The organism is Streptomyces klenkii, from assembly GCF_003626645.1.
GTDB lineage: Bacteria > Actinomycetota > Actinomycetes > Streptomycetales > Streptomycetaceae > Streptomyces > Streptomyces klenkii.
On the sequence record NZ_RBAM01000004.1, the window covers coordinates 358,827 to 372,937 of the forward strand.

Annotated in this window: 12 protein-coding genes, 1 tRNA gene and 1 pseudogene; 10 read left to right on the forward strand and 4 right to left on the reverse strand. The window is 71.3% G+C overall.

Annotated features, from left to right (window positions below):
* Positions 1–20: 20 nt before the first annotated feature.
* Both D7231_RS11710 and D7231_RS11715 read right to left on the reverse strand, forming a co-directional pair.
* On the reverse strand, positions 21–632 hold the full coding sequence (locus D7231_RS11710) for an ATP-binding protein (protein WP_120755134.1): 612 nt from the start codon (positions 630–632) through the stop codon (positions 21–23).
* Positions 633–880: 248 nt separating this feature from the next.
* Positions 881–1,705: a glycerophosphodiester phosphodiesterase gene (locus D7231_RS11715; RefSeq protein WP_241999655.1), complete on the reverse strand. Its 825-nt coding sequence runs from the start codon at positions 1,703–1,705 to the stop codon at positions 881–883.
* Positions 1,706–1,898: 193 nt separating this feature from the next.
* Between D7231_RS11715 and D7231_RS11720 the strand changes: the two genes are divergently transcribed.
* The gene (locus D7231_RS11720) at positions 1,899–3,617 is read left to right on the forward strand and encodes a S1C family serine protease (protein ID WP_120755138.1); all 1,719 of its coding nucleotides are present in this window, start codon (positions 1,899–1,901) and stop codon (positions 3,615–3,617) included.
* 101 nt (positions 3,618–3,718) lie between these two features.
* Here the strand turns inward: D7231_RS11720 and D7231_RS11725 are convergent, their stop codons facing one another.
* Positions 3,719–5,257, reverse strand: a complete 1,539-nt coding sequence (locus D7231_RS11725; protein WP_120755140.1) for an MFS transporter — start codon at positions 5,255–5,257, stop codon at positions 3,719–3,721.
* 149 nt (positions 5,258–5,406) lie between these two features.
* Here D7231_RS11725 and D7231_RS11730 point away from each other — a divergent pair, with 149 nt between their 5' ends.
* Entirely contained in the window at positions 5,407–6,156 is a 750-nt protein-coding gene (locus D7231_RS11730) for a TetR/AcrR family transcriptional regulator C-terminal domain-containing protein (protein ID WP_120755142.1), read from the forward strand.
* Positions 6,157–6,258: 102 nt separating this feature from the next.
* Positions 6,259–6,348 (forward strand) — tRNA-Ser (locus D7231_RS11735).
* A gap of 81 nt (positions 6,349–6,429) precedes the next feature.
* Here D7231_RS11735 and D7231_RS11740 read toward each other — a convergent pair.
* The gene (locus D7231_RS11740) at positions 6,430–7,662 is read right to left on the reverse strand and encodes an LmeA family phospholipid-binding protein (protein ID WP_241999656.1); all 1,233 of its coding nucleotides are present in this window, start codon (positions 7,660–7,662) and stop codon (positions 6,430–6,432) included.
* A gap of 282 nt (positions 7,663–7,944) precedes the next feature.
* Here D7231_RS11740 and D7231_RS11745 point away from each other — a divergent pair.
* The 7 genes and pseudogenes from D7231_RS11745 to D7231_RS11775 all read left to right on the forward strand — a co-directional run.
* Positions 7,945–8,763: pseudogene (locus D7231_RS11745) on the forward strand (putative protein N(5)-glutamine methyltransferase); the annotation flags it as partial.
* A 494-nt stretch (positions 8,764–9,257) separates the two neighbouring features.
* Positions 9,258–9,578 carry a hypothetical protein gene (locus D7231_RS11750; RefSeq protein ID WP_120755148.1) on the forward strand — a complete coding sequence of 107 codons (321 nt, stop codon included), beginning with the start codon at positions 9,258–9,260 and terminating at the stop codon, positions 9,576–9,578.
* Between the two features lie 198 nt (positions 9,579–9,776).
* The gene (locus tag D7231_RS11755) at positions 9,777–10,772 is read left to right on the forward strand and encodes a bifunctional MaoC family dehydratase N-terminal/OB-fold nucleic acid binding domain-containing protein (protein WP_241999657.1); all 996 of its coding nucleotides are present in this window, start codon (positions 9,777–9,779) and stop codon (positions 10,770–10,772) included.
* A complete protein-coding gene (locus D7231_RS11760) occupies positions 10,769–11,215 on the forward strand; it encodes a hotdog family protein (protein WP_120755150.1) in 447 nt (148 codons plus the stop codon). Before D7231_RS11755 ends, D7231_RS11760 begins: the two co-directional genes overlap by 4 nt.
* Positions 11,212–12,357: a lipid-transfer protein gene (locus tag D7231_RS11765; protein ID WP_241999658.1), complete on the forward strand. Its 1,146-nt coding sequence runs from the start codon at positions 11,212–11,214 to the stop codon at positions 12,355–12,357. The genes D7231_RS11760 and D7231_RS11765 overlap by 4 nt, the downstream gene beginning before the upstream one ends.
* 53 nt (positions 12,358–12,410) lie before the next feature.
* Positions 12,411–13,244 (forward strand): DUF1906 domain-containing protein, encoded by an 834-nt coding sequence (locus tag D7231_RS11770; protein ID WP_120755154.1) that lies wholly within the window; start codon positions 12,411–12,413, stop codon positions 13,242–13,244.
* Positions 13,245–13,436: 192 nt separating this feature from the next.
* The gene (locus D7231_RS11775) at positions 13,437–13,976 is read left to right on the forward strand and encodes a SigE family RNA polymerase sigma factor (RefSeq protein ID WP_120755156.1); all 540 of its coding nucleotides are present in this window, start codon (positions 13,437–13,439) and stop codon (positions 13,974–13,976) included.
* Positions 13,977–14,111 lie beyond the last annotated feature (135 nt).

Sequence of the window (14,111 nt, forward strand, 5' to 3'; positions counted from 1 at the left end):
CCGTTATGTCAGCTCGTCCGTCATGTCAGCTTGTCGATGTCGGCGAATGCCAGCCTGGGGCCCGCACCCGATTTCGCGCCCGTCGGCGCGCTTGTCGTGGCGCCTGTCGTAGCGCCTGCTGTCCCGCCCGGGTGTGCGTCCGGCTCCGCCTCAACGCGCGTAGCGAAGCTGTCGTGAGCCGAGAGCGCGGCCCATACCGTCACCTCGCCGGACGCGTCACGGACGCCCCAGTCCTGGGAGAGGGCGCTGATGATGTTGAGCCCGCGGCCTCCGCGGGCGGTTACCGAAGGCGTGGCCGGAACCGGGCGGGTCGGGCCCCCGCCGTCCGTCACCTCGACCGTGAGCCGGCCGTGGGCGTCCACCCTCCACGCGGCACGTATTCCCCCGTCGCTCTCCCCCTCGTCCTCGTCTCTGCGGATGCCTCCCGCGGCGCTCAGCGGGCGTCCGTGCCGGTACGCATTGCTGAGCAGCTCCGAGAGGATCAGAACGGCGTCGTCGATGACCGAATCCGGTACCCCGATGATGCGCAGATCCTTGCGCATCCGGTGTCTTGCCTGGCCCACACCGGTTGGACCATGGGGTACGGCCATGATCGACGACGTGGGCACCTCCTGTGCCACCACCAACGCCACCCCCGAGACCTCCTTTGCCCCACGTCAGGGGATGGATGCCCCAATGGACTGGACCGGAAACCGGCCATCCCGCACCCGCCGGGGGCACTCGGACGACTCGAACACGCACCGAACGCGCCGGTGCACTCCATGTAATGGGGCGGGGGGTGAGATTCGGCTACGGCATTTGGCTACGGCGTTCGGCTGCGGCTTGCAGTCACGGCTTTCGGCTATGACATCCGGCTATGGCATCCGGCTGCGGCATTCCGCTACGGGCGGCCGAGCTGGGTGAGCACGCGCTTGGGCCGGTTCGTGATCAGGGCGTCGACGCCGAGGCGGGCGCAGAGTTCGACGTCCTCGGGCTCGTTCACCGTCCAGACGTGCACTTCGTTGCCCGCCTCGTGCAGCCGGGCGACGTAACCGGGGTCCTTGCGGATGATGCGGATGCTCGGGCCGGCGATGCGGACGCCCGCGGGCAGGCGCCCGTCCCGGTGGCGCGGCGACACGAACTGCATCAGATAGACGGTCGGGAGAGCCGGGGCGGCGAGCTGGACGCGGTGCAGGGAGCGGGCGGAGAAGCTCATGACCCGTACGGGCGAGGGGGCGCCGGCCGGGGGATCGGCGAGGCCGAAGCGGCCCAGCAGCTCCAGCAGCTTCTCCTCCACCTGACCGGCCCAGCGGGTCGGGTGCTTGGTCTCGATGGCGAGCTCGACGCGGCGCCCCGCGTCGGCGACGAGCTCCAGCAGGCGCTCCAGGGTGAGCACCGACGTCGCGTCGAGGTCCGGGGCCTCCGTGGCCGAGACGTCGGCCTTCCAGGAGCCGAAGTCGAGGGTGGCGAGGTCGGCGAGCTCCAGGGCGGAGACGGCGCCGCGGCCGTTGGAGGTGCGGTTGACGCGGCGGTCGTGCACGCAGACGAGGTGACCGTCGGCAGTGAGCCGTACGTCGCACTCCAGCGCGTCGGCGCCGTCCTCGATCGCCTTCCGGTAGGCGGCCAGGGTGTGCTCCGGAGCGTCCTCGGAGGCCCCGCGGTGGGCGACGACGGAGAGCGAGTGGCGCTCGGGGCCGAGGTCCCGGGCCTGGTGCGCATAGGTCACCGCGTTATCGTGCCATCGCCCGGCACCCTCACGCATGCGGTCCTTTTTGGCGGGGAGTGCCCGGAGTAAAGGTCTGCTGCCGTGGGGCACAGGGTCCGCTTACGGTGGTCTGACGCGTGTTGGGAAAAGCTGGTCGTGGGGCGACGCGGACTCCACCACACCGAACTGATGTGCACCTGATGAGGAGAGAGCTGTGAGCACCGAGAACGAGGGCGCAGCGGGCGCGCCTGCGGAGGGCGTTCCGGATGTTCCGGGCGGCTCGTCGGGAGGTCCGTCGGACGGTTCGTCCGGCATCTCTATGGAGAAGGGTGGCCGGGCGGCGGCGCCGGAGGCCGGTGAGCAGCGGCCCGTCGGCGAGGACGCGCAGGCTGCGCCGCCCGCCGCGGCTGCCCCTGCGGCTCCTGCGGCTCCGGCCGCTCCTGCCGTACCTCCTGCGGCACCTCCGGCTCCGGCGCACGCTCCGGAGCAGCCGGTGGCTCCGTCCCAGCCTCAGCCGGCTCAGCCGGAGTACGCCCATGCGGGTGCACCGCAGGCGGGCGTGCAGGGTCAGGCCGGAGTGCAGGGTCAGCAGCCGGGCATGCAGGGTCAGCCGGGCGTGCAGGGTCACCCCGGCGGCGGCTGGTACGACGGCCAGGCCCAGCAGCACCCGGCGCCGCCCGCGCCCCCGCCCGGACAGCCGCAGCCGTACCCGTACGGCGCACCGGCAGGCGGCGGCCCGGTGGGCCCGGTCGGTCCGACCGGCGTGTGGGCCGGCGGCCCGGACGCGTACCCGCCGGCCCGTAAGCGCGCCGGTGGCCTCGTGGCGATGGCGCTGGCGGCGACGCTCGTCGCGGGCGGCATCGGCGGCGGGATCGGCTACTGGGCGGCCAGCCGGGACGACAGCGGCAATTCCACGACGGTCTCCTCCTCCGGCGACCCGAAGACGGAGAGCCGCACCCCCGGTTCCGTGGCCGACATCGCCGGCAAGGCGCTGCCGAGCGTCGTCACCATCGAGGCGCAGAGCGGCGGCGGGGAAGGCGGCACGGGCACCGGCTTCGTCTACGACAAGCAGGGCCACATCCTCACCAACAACCACGTCGTCGCGTCGGCCGCGCAGGGCGGCGGCAAGCTGATGGCCACGTTCTCGGACGGCAAGCAGTACGACGCCGAGGTCGTGGGCCGGGCGCAGGGCTACGACGTCGCGGTCATAAAGCTGAAGAACCCCTCGGGCGCGAAGCTCAACCCGATCCCCCTCGGGGACTCGGACAAGGCGGCGGTGGGCGACGCGACGATCGCCATCGGCGCGCCGTTCGGCCTGTCGGGCACGGTCACCACGGGCATCGTCAGCGCCAAGAAGCGGCCGGTGGCTTCCAGCGACGGCGGCGGCATGGGCAAGGCCTCGTACATGAGCGCCCTCCAGACGGACGCGTCCATCAACCCGGGCAACTCCGGCGGGCCGCTCCTCAACGCCCAGGGCGCGGTCATCGGCATCAACTCGGCCATCCAGTCGGCGAACAACGGCGGCGGCTTCGGCGGCGCCCAGCAGCAGGCCGGCAGCATCGGCCTCGGCTTCGCCATCCCGATCAACCAGGCCAAGAACGTCGCCGACCAGCTCATCAGGACCGGCCAGCCGGTCTACCCGGTCATCTCCGCGTCGGTGAACATGAAGGACGCCGGCAGCGGCGCCCGGATCGCCCCCAACGGCGACAACAACAGCCCGGCCGTGACCCCGGGCGGCCCGGCCGACAAGGCCGGCCTCAAGCCCGGCGACGTCATCACCAAGCTCGACGACACCACCGTCGACAGCGGGCCCACCCTCATCAGCGAGATCTGGACCCACAAGCCGGGCGACAAGGTCACCGTGACCTACACCCGCGACGGCAAGCAGTCCACGGCGGAGATCACCTTGGGCGAACGCAAGGGCGACAGCTGACGCGTCCGGAAGACCGGAAACCGGAAGGGGCGCCCCCGAGTTGGGGGCGCCCCTTCCGTATGTCGGTTCCCCCGGCCCGGACAGCGGGGGCAGCAGCCTGGTCAGGCGGCCGGCACGACCTCCTTCTCCGGGGCGGCGGCCTCCTCGGCCGGGGCCCCGTCCTTGCCGCCGCGCATGACCACCACGGCGAGCAGTGCGGCGGCCAGGACGCCGATCGCGCTGACGGTGAGAGTGGTGGACATCGAGGCGATGAAGGCGTCCTTGGCGGCCCGGACCAGGCCCGCGTCGCCCTGGGCGACGGCCAGCGCGCCGCTGATCGACTGCTTGGCCTGCTCGGGGGCGCCGGCCGGCATCTCCGCGGAGAAGGTGCTGGTGAGCAGTGAGCCGAGGATGGCGATGCCGAGGGCGGTGCCGGCCTGCTGGATGGTGTCGTTCAGAGCGGAGCCGACGCCCGCCTTGTCGGCCGGGATGGTTCCCATCAGGGCGCCCACCGCGGCCGGCATGGCCGTACCGGCGCCGAGGCCGAGCAGGACGAGGGCGACCGCCGGGACGGCGAAGCCGCTGCCGGCGCTGACGGTGGTCAGCAGGCCGAAGGAGGCCGCCATCAGGAGCATGCCGGCCAGGATCAGCCGGCGGTGGCCGGCCTTGGCGGCGAGCTTGGCGCCGACGCCGTTGCCGATCAGCGCGGCGACGGCCAGCGGGGTGAACGCCAGGCCCGCCTTGACCGGGGAGTAGCCGAGGACCGACTGGAGGTACTGGGTGAGGACCAGGAGCAGACCGCCGTTGCCGATCTGGACCAGAGCCAGCGAGATCGAACCGCCCGTGAAGTTGCGGTGCTTGAAGAGGACCAGCGGGACCATCGGCGAGGCGGTGGTGTTCTCCCAGATCACGAAGCCGGCCAGGGAGGCAATGGCGACGGCGAGGGTGATCAGCCCGCGGCCCTCGAAGGCGCCGTGCTGCGGGATCTCGACGATCCACCAGACCAGGGCGGTCATGCCGACGGCGGAGAGGACGGCGCCCAGCGGGTCGGGCTTCTGCCAGGGGCCCTTGGACTCGGGCATCAGCAGCAGACCGGCCACCACGGCCAGGACGACGACCGGGACGTTGATGAAGAAGATCGAGTGCCAGGAGAAGCGGTCGATCAGGACACCGCCGAGGACCGGACTGCCGACCAGGCCGAGCATCGACACCGAGCCCCAGGCCGCCATCGCCTTCGGGCGCTCCTCCTCGTCGAAGACCGTGATCAGGATCGACAGCGTGGACGGCATGATCAGCGCGCCGCCGACGCCCATGGCCGTGCGGACGGCTATGACCTCACCCGGGGTGGTGCAGAACACCGCGGCCAGCGACGCCGCTCCGAAGAGGAGCAGGCCGATGATCATCACCTTCCGGCGGCCGAACCGGTCTCCGAGGCTTCCCGAGGTCAGCAGCAGACCGGCGAAGACCAGCACGTAGGAGTCGAGGATCCACTGGATCTGCTGGGGGCTCGCCCCGGTGTCCTCGGTCATGGCCGGCACGGCGACGGTCAGCGCCATGCTGTCGACCACCAGGACCAGCGTGCTGAGGCACAGCACGATGAGGATCCACCAGCGACGCGGACTGCGGGTCTCGGTACGGGCCCCTGCGACTGCGGCTGTCATCGGGCTCTCCTTTCGGGCTTGCGCACGGCGTTCCGGCGATGCGCACACTGTTCCTGGTGTGGCGAACAATGTACGCGTCTGCGCACGCTGTGCGCAACCCCTTAAGCCTGTACGCTGAATGCGCACAACGTACGCAAAGGAGCGAGCCGATGGCCGCCGACAAGACGCCGCAGCCCATTCCCTCCGTCTGGACCCGCCGGTCGCGCGACGCGGAACAGCGCGGGCTGTCCCAGGACGCGATCGTCCGGGAAGCGATCGTGATGCTGGACGCCGAGGGCATCGAAGCCCTCAGCATGCGGAAGCTGGCCGCTCGGCTGAACGCCGGAGCGACCTCCCTGTACCGCCACGTCGCCACCAAGGACGAGCTCATGGAGCTCGCCGTGGATCAGGTCTTCGGAGAGATGGCCGTACCGGCCGCCGACTCCGCGGACTGGCGGACGACGGCCTCTCAGGCCGCCGCGTCCTTCCGCGCGACGGCCCTGCGCCACCCCTGGCTGTCCTCGGTGCTGGGCCAGGCCGGCCTGGCCTACCTCGGCCCCAACCTGATGTCCTTCTCCGACCGGCTGGGGGCCCTGTTCATCAAGGCGGGCTTCCCCGATCCCACCCGCGCGATCGACTCCCTCATCGCGTACGTGATGGGCATGAGCAGCGCCGAGGCGGCCTGGCTGACCACGGTGGCCCGGACCGGCGAGACGGAGGCCGACTTCGTCGCCCGCCTCATGCCCGCCGCCCAGCAAGCCGCCGCGGGTCACGAGAACCTGACCGAGGCTTACGCCGCCGCCGCGACCGACGCCCTCGACCCGGCCGAAGCGCGTGAGGCCAAGTTCGCCTACGGCCTGGAGGCCATGCTCGACGGCCTGGCCCTACGCCTCCCGCCCGGCCCGCCGCCCGCGGAGTAACCACCCTCCGGGAATCCGTGGCCCATGCGTGGCCCGGCACCCCCGTCCGTTCGGCCCAGACGGTAGGCTGTCCCCGCGTCGTTGCTGGTAAGCACGGCGCGGGGAGAGTTGCCCGAGCGGCCTAAGGGAACGGTCTTGAAAACCGTCGTGGCAGCGATGTCACCGTGGGTTCAAATCCCACACTCTCCGCCAGCCCTGCGTCCGCGCAGGTCACAAGGGGTGCCCCTGGGTAGGGGTACCCCTTCTTTGTGGGCCGCTTTTTTGCGGGCGCCGTCAGCCCGTCTTTCCCACCGGTAGCTCCCCGGCCGACAGGATCGCGCGGATTCCGTCCTTCTCCACCCTCACGTCCCGCAGTTGCAGGTCGCGCGCCTGCTTGGGGAGGGCGAACGAGAAGGAGAGGCGGTCCGTGAGTTCCGGGGGGCGGACGTGGGTGAGGGCGGTGATCAGGTGGGGGTCGATGCCGAGCTTTTCCAGGAGCCAGGGGTGGTCGACGACGGCGTCGATCAGGTTGAGGCGGGTGAGCTTCTCCACGAAGCGGGGTGCGCCCGTCAGCTGGTGCAGTTTCTCCTCGCTCCGCAGCGCCGCCGCGACGTCGGCGGGGGAGACGCCCAGCCGCTCCGCCAGGGCCGGCACCGAGAGCAGGGCCTTTGCGCGGGCCGCGTCGCGGCTGATGCGTTCGGCGGTCTCGTGGTGGAGGGTGAGGCCCTTGCCCTTGCCGGGGCGGTAGGTGGCGATGCCGGGCAGGTCCAGGCTCATGTCGTCGATGTTCGTCGACAGACTCCGGTCCCCCGAGAGCTGGAGGCGGGCCTGGGCCCGTAGGCGCACTTCCTGGCCCGCGATCGTCAGTTTTCCGTCGGCGTCGACCGCGTGGTCGTCGTGACGGCTGAAGCGGACCTGGGAGGCGGCGAGTTCCCGGTTCATGTCGTCGAAGGAGAGCCGGACCTCGCCGTCGAGGTTCTCCACGACGGCTCCGCGGATGGCGTTCGGGAGGCTGCCGGTGAGCCGGATGTCGTGCGCGCTCGCCCGGACCTCCGCGAGGGACACGCGGTCGGCGGCCACGTGCGGAACGGTGACGTCCACGCGTTGCAGCCGCTTCTCCAGGACCTGGGTGAGGAACGGGAAGCCGTGGATGTCCACCTGGGGAGCGGCCGCCAGGTGGAGCTCCTGCTGGAGCTTCTGCTGTGCCTTCTTCTCCGCGTACATTTGAGCGCAGCGGTCCGCCAGGACCAGGATTCCGCCGCAGAGGGCCAGTGCGACCAGCAGCTTCAGCGTGCGGGGCACGGCCGCGAACGGGCTGCGGCGACGGCGGTGGCCGCGCTTGCCGCGGCGGTGGTTCGGCGGCGACCAGGCGTCGTCGTCCGATTCCGCATCAGATTCCGCTTCCGGGTACGTGAGGCGGAGGGGAATGAGCGGGAGCGGCTCGGCGTGGGGGTCCGGGTCGGCCAGCTCTGCCAGTTCTTCGTACGGGTTGTGGGGGCGGGAGGGTATGCGTATGGGGGGTCGCATCGCCATATCCCACCACGCGCGCGCCCCTCGAACGCAAGGGCTACCGGCAGTACGTCCGAAAACGGCACCGGTATTGACGTCCGTTCCGTTTTGTCGTGGACCTGCTCAACCGGGCGGTGATCATGTACTGTTGCTCCCGGCCAGCTGGCAGAAAACCGTCCCAGGAGGTGAGACCCATTACCGCAGTGGCAGTCCGGGTGCTCTCATCCTACGGTTGTACGGTCGCCTCTTTCCTGTAGCCGACCCGCGAGAGCGCCCTTCGGTGATCCGGAAGGCTCTCTCATGGTTGATTCGCTTTCGCTCCCCTCGCTTTTCCCTTCTTCTTCCTCCCTCTTTCCCCGCGTCGTTTCCGCGCTCCGGGCCGCCGGCTGCGTCTTCGCCGAGGACGAGGCCCGGCTCATCCTCTCCGCGGCGCGTACGGCCGGCGAGGCCGGGGACATGGTCGCGCGGCGCGCCGCCGGACTCCCGCTCGAACACGTCGTCGGCTGGGCCGAGTTCTGCGGACTGCGCATAGCCGTCGACGCGGGTGTCTTCGTACCGCGGCGGCGTACGGAATTCCTCGTCGGACAGGCGGCAGCGCTCGCCCTCGCCCTCCCCTCCCCCCGCGCCGTCGTCGTCGACCTGTGCTGCGGCTCCGGGGCGGTGGGCGCCGCACTGGCCGCGGTGCTCGGCGACGCCGAGTTGCACGCGGCCGACATCGACCCCGCCGCGGTGCGCTGCGCCCGGCGGAACATCGGCGCGGACGGCGCCGTGTACGAAGGGGACCTCTACGAGCCGCTGCCCCGGGAACTCCAGGGGCGCATAGACATACTCGTGGCCAATGCGCCCTACGTGCCCACCGAAGCGATTGCCCTTCTGCCCGGCGAGGCCCGCGACCACGAGGCGCGGGTGGCCCTGGACGGCGGGTCGGACGGGCTCGACGTGCAGCGCAGGGTCGCCGCGGCGGCAGCGGACTGGCTCGCGCCCGGCGGGCACCTGCTGGTCGAGACGAGCGAGCGCCAGGCGGCGCGCACGGTCGGCACGTTCCTGGCGGCCGGGCTGAGCGCGCAGGTCGTCGAGTGCGATGAGCTGGATGCGACCGTGGTGGTGGGGACTGCGCCGGGCGTAGGGACGGCTCCGGGCGTGGGGACGGCTCAGCGTGTGGGGGCGACCCCGGGCGTCGGAGCGGCCCCAGGAGCCGGGACTGCGCCGTCCGTGGACGAGGCTTCATCCGTTCCCGCCCCCGCTTCAGCCTGTGCCGCAGGGCCCCGGTCCCGCCGCGCCTGAACGTTTATGCCCGCTCCTGCCGCCCCGTTCTCGGCCACGTTTACGGAATTGGCCGAAATTTCGCCGGAACGGTTCTGCCCTTGTGGCCCTTGGTCTTCAAGGGCTCTCTGGGGGCCACGGGTCGGCGGTCCGGCGAAGTGACGGGGTTTATTCCGGAGTGGTCATGCTTGCGAGGGAATGGCGAGCGACGGGTGGTTCGCCGGGGATTCGGCGGGCAATCTTGAGGTGCGACGTCGAAACCGCGCCGGGTGGTCGGCCAACTCCCCGGCTCTGCCGAGTAGTTATCTCTATTGGGCAGTAGTTCCGCTCAGCGTTCCGGAGGAATTGAAATGGCAAGCACCCGCACTGCTCGCGTCCTCACCACCGCCGCCGCCGTCCCCGTAGCCGCCGTTCTCCTCTCAGGCGTCGCCCACGCCTCCGACGACGGCAATGGCAACCAGGTGGCCAACCGCGGGTCGAACGCCGCTGCGGCGGCCGTCGTCGGGAGCGGCGTCGGGGGAAGCAACCACGGGAACTCCACCACGACGCAGCAGCAGGCGACCGGCAACGGCGCGCACAACGCGGCCAACACGGCGAGTGTCAACGGCCCGGGCCACACGGCCATCCGTCAGGACAACGTCACGATCATCTTCACCGACGACCGCTGGTAGGCCGGGGCGGCCGGGGCCGGATCCGGGGGTGGCACGGCCGGGGGTGGCCTATGTGACCAGGTGACTGGGACAGAGGGTCTGGTGATGGTGCGCGGCGGCACTCCGGTGCCGCCGCGCAGCCGTATCCGGCGGCGTGCGGTCCTTGACCGCTCTCCTGAATCTGACGGATAGTCAGATTCATAGAGAGAGGGGGTCCCCGTGCGTCCGCCCAGCGACGTCCACCGCCTGCTCGACGTCCACCACCTGCTCAAGGCCTTCGAGGGCCGGCCCGCCGCCGTCTCCGCGCCCGCTCCCGACCCCGTCAACCTCCCCATGATCAGGCACTGGTGCGAGGTCATGGGTGACGCCGGCCCCGCCTACACCGGCGACGACGCGATCGCCCCGCCCACCATGCTCCAGGCCTGGACGATGCCCGGGCTCTCCGGCGCCTCCTCCGCCCGCACCCCGGCCTACGACGAGCTCTTCGCCCTGCTCGACGGCGCCGGGTACGCCGCGGTCGTCGCGACCGACTGCGAACAGGAGTACGTGCGCCCGCTCCGCCCCGGCGACCGGCTCACCTTCGACACGGTCATCGAGACCGTCTCGCCCCGCAAGACCACCAAGCTCGGGGCCGGCTACTTCATCACCACGATGATGCGCGTGCGGGCCGCCGGCGAGCTCGTCGGCACCCACCGCTTCCGCATCCTCAAATACGCACCTGCTCCCGTGCAGCCCCAAGCCCCCGTGCAGCCCCCGGCCCCCGTGCAGCCCCCGGAGCCCGACCGCCCCACGCACCCCACCCGCCCCCGCCCCGTAATCAACCGCGACAACGCCCCCTTCTGGGAAGGCGTCGCCGCGCACAAGCTGCTCATCCAGCGCTGCACGGCCTGCGGCACCCTCCGCTTCCCATGGCTGCCGGGCTGCGGCCGCTGCGGCTCGCCCGCGTGGGGGACCGTCGAGGCCTGCGGCTCCGGCACCGTCCACTCGTACGTCGTCATGCATCACCCGCCCTTCCCGGCCTTCGACCCGCCGTACGCCGTCGCGCTCGTCGAACTCGCCGAAGGCGTACGGATGATCAGCAACATCACCGGCGTTCCGTACGACGGCGTGCGCATCGGAATGTCCGTCGAGCTGGAATTCATACGAGTGGACGGCGAGTGGGAACTCCCGGTGTTCCGCGCCCAGTCGGCCGGGCCGGAAGGGGCAGCCGAATGAAGCCCGGCGAAGAACTCCCGTCCCTCACCGTCCCCATCACCCGTACGCTCATCATCGCGGGCGCCATCGCCTCCCGTGACTACCAGGACGTGCACCACGACGCCGAGGCCGCCCGCGCAAAAGGCACTCCTGACATCTTCATGAACATCCTCACCACCAATGGTCTGGTCGGCCGTTACGTCACTGACTATGTGAACGGTCGGCTCGGCAGGAACGCCATCCTCCGCAGGGTTTCCATCCGGCTCGGAGTGCCCAGCTATCCAGGCGACGTTCTGGTGCTGACCGGAAGGATCCTTTCCGTGGACGAGCGCGCCATCGAGAACGAATGCGTCATCGAGATCTCCGTCGCCGGTACGAACCGCCTCGGCCGCCACGTCACGGCTACGGTCGCGGTCGCCTCACCCGCTCCTCCCGCTCCTCCCGCCTCCCGGACCGCCCCGTGATCGCCGGCACCGCGGCCGTCGCCGGCATCGGCGCCACCGCCTTCACCAAGGACTCCGGCCGCAGCGAGCTCGCCCTGGCCGCCGAGGCCGTCCGCGCGGCCCTCGACGACGCCGGGCTCGGCCCCCGCGACGTCGACGGCATGGTCACCTTCACCATGGACACCAGCCCCGAGATCACCGTCGCCCAGGCGGCCGGCATCGGCGAGCTGACCTTCTTCTCCCGCGTCCACTACGGCGGCGGCGCGGCCTGCGCCACCGTCCAGCAGGCCGCCCTCGCCGTCGCGGCCGGCCTCGCCGAGGTGGTGGTCTGCTACCGGGCCTTCAACGAGCGCTCCGGCCGCCGCTTCGGCGCCGGGGTGCAATCGCGCGAACCCTCGGCGGAGGGCGCGGCGCTCGGCTGGGGACTCCCGTACGGGCTGCTCACGCCGGCGTCCTGGGTCGCCATGGCCGCCCGCCGCTACCTGCACACGTACGGCCTGGAGCCCGGGGTCTTCGGGCACGTCGCCGTCACCGACCGCCGCCACGCCGCGACGAACCCGGCCGCGTACTTCCACGGCCGCCCGATCACCCTCGCCGACCACGCCGCCTCCCGGTGGATCGCCGAGCCGCTGCGGCTGCTCGACTGCTGCCAGGAGACGGACGGCGGGCAGGCCCTGGTCGTCACGTCCGTCGAGCGGGCCCGCACGCTCGCCCGCCCGCCCGCGGTGATCATCGCGGCGGCGCAGGGCGCCGGCCGCGCGCAGGAGCAGATGACCAGTTACTACCGGGACGGCATCGACGGTCTCCCCGAGATGGGCGTCGTCGCACGGCAGTTGTGGGGCAGCAGCGGCCTGGGCCCCGCGGACGTCGATGTGGCGGTCCTCTACGACCACTTCACGCCGTACGTGTTGATGCAGCTGGAGGAGTTCGGCTTCTGCGGGCCCGGCGAAGGGGGCGCGTTCGTGGAGTCGGACGTCCTGCCGCTGAACACGCACGGGGGCCAGCTGGGGGAGGCGTACCTCCACGGCATGAACGGCATCGCGGAGGCGGTGCGGCAGGTGCGCGGCACCGCCGTGAACCAGGTGCCGGGCGCCGCCCGGGCGCTTGTCACCGCCGGGACCGGAGTTCCCACGTCCGGGCTGCTTCTCGGAGCAGACGGATGAACGGAGGGCGTGTCACGGAACGGCGCCGGGCTCCAGCGCCTTTGACTCCGGTTATGGACCGACGAAGGAAGATCATCGGATATCTCCTCGCCCTTATGGCGGTGGTCACCCAGTTGATCTTCGCCGAGCCCGCGGGCGCCGGCGACCGGGGAGACCCGCGGAGCGAGGGGGCGTCCGTCTTCAAGGGCTGGGGCATCGACACCTGCCAGGCCCCCGCGCTGACCACGCTGAGCGCGTGGAAGTCGTCGGACTACCGCGCCGTCGGTGTCTACTTCGCCGGCCGCGCCCGCGCCTGCCCGCGCCAGACGTATCTGAGCGAGCGCTGGCTGGAGGGCGCCGACGACCTCGGCTGGCGCATCCTGCCGATCTACGTGGGCTCCCAGTCGCCCTGCGTGCGCGCGTCGAACAAGAAGGGCTACCCGATCGGCTCCTACCCCTTCGACCAGGGCCAGAGCGAGGGCGAGGAGGCCGTGTCCAAGGCCTCCGGCCTCGGCATCGACATCCACAGCCCGCTCTACCTCGACATGGAGGCGTACAACGACAAGGACGACGACTGCGCCCGTACGACGCTGTCCTTCATCCGCGGCTGGGCGACGGCCGTGCGCAGCGCCGGCTACCTGCCGGGCTTCTACAGCAGCGCCGAGTCCGGGGTGCGGCACATGGACCGGGCCCGCCGCGCGGGTGCGACGTCGCTGCCCGACGTGCTGTGGTTCGCCCGCTGGCGGGTGGAGCCCACGACGGACGGCGAGCCGTCGATCGGGCACGGCGCGTGGCAGCCGCACCGCCGCATCCACCAGTACAAGGGGAACATCACCGAGTCCCACGGCGGACGGAAGCTGACCGTCGACCGCAACCTGGTGGACGCGCCGGTCGCGATCATCGAATAAGGGACCGGTCGCGATCACCGGCTGAGAGGATCGGGGGGACGGGGCCGGGCCGCTCCTCCTCCCCCCGACCCGTCCCCGATGCCTCTCCCCCTCCGGGAGGTGGGGGTAGCCCCAGCAGTACGACCTGAGGGGGATCGCGCTTCGGCACTTGCGGGCGATCCGCCCGGACAGGTGCGCTCCTAGCGTTGAGGCATGACAGCAACCACGACGCCTGTGTGCACCAGCGCATCCACCGCCGTGTACCCGTCGTTCTCCTCCTACGTACGGGCACGTGGTCCGGTGTTGCAGCGCACCGCGCGCTCCCTGACCTCGAACCCGTGCGACGCGGAGGACCTGCTGCAAACCGCGCTCACCAAGACCTACCTGGCCTGGGAGCGGATCGAGGACCACCGGGCCCTGGACGGCTACGTGCGCCGCGCCCTGGTGAACACCCGCACCTCGCAGTGGCGCAAGCGCAAGGTCGAGGAGTTCCCCTGCGACGAGCTGCCCGAGCCCGACGCGGCCCCCTCGGTGGACCCGGCCGAGCAGCAGGCGCTGCGCGACGCGATGTGGCGGGCCGTGCTGCGGCTGCCGGCGCGGCAGCGGGCCATGGTCGTCCTCAGGTATTACGAGGACCTCACCGAGGTGCAGACGGCCGAGCTGCTCGGCGTCTCCGTCGGCACGGTCAAGAGCGCGGTCTCCCGGGCGCTCGGGAAGCTGCGCGAGGACCCGGAGCTGGCCTGCGCGGCGTAATTTCCCATAAAGCGCTATATCGCACAAAGCATCCGGCGCGGCTGAGTACGGGCCAAGGGCATGGCGCGGGGGTAGCGAAGGGGGCGGCTGAGTACGGGCCAAGGGCATGGCGCAGCATGGCGCGGGGTAGCGAAG

Coding starts and splice junctions, on each gene's coding strand:
- D7231_RS11725 (WP_120755140.1), bottom strand. CDS start 5,257: ATGACAGCCGCAGTCGCAGGGGCCCGTACCGAGACCCGCAGTCCGCGT.
- D7231_RS11730 (WP_120755142.1), top strand. CDS start 5,407: ATGGCCGCCGACAAGACGCCGCAGCCCATTCCCTCCGTCTGGACCCGC.
- D7231_RS11740 (WP_241999656.1), bottom strand. CDS start 7,662: ATGCGACCCCCCATACGCATACCCTCCCGCCCCCACAACCCGTACGAA.
- D7231_RS11750 (WP_120755148.1), top strand. CDS start 9,258: ATGGCAAGCACCCGCACTGCTCGCGTCCTCACCACCGCCGCCGCCGTC.
- D7231_RS11760 (WP_120755150.1), top strand. CDS start 10,769: ATGAAGCCCGGCGAAGAACTCCCGTCCCTCACCGTCCCCATCACCCGT.
- D7231_RS11770 (WP_120755154.1), top strand. CDS start 12,411: ATGGACCGACGAAGGAAGATCATCGGATATCTCCTCGCCCTTATGGCG.
- D7231_RS11775 (WP_120755156.1), top strand. CDS start 13,437: ATGACAGCAACCACGACGCCTGTGTGCACCAGCGCATCCACCGCCGTG.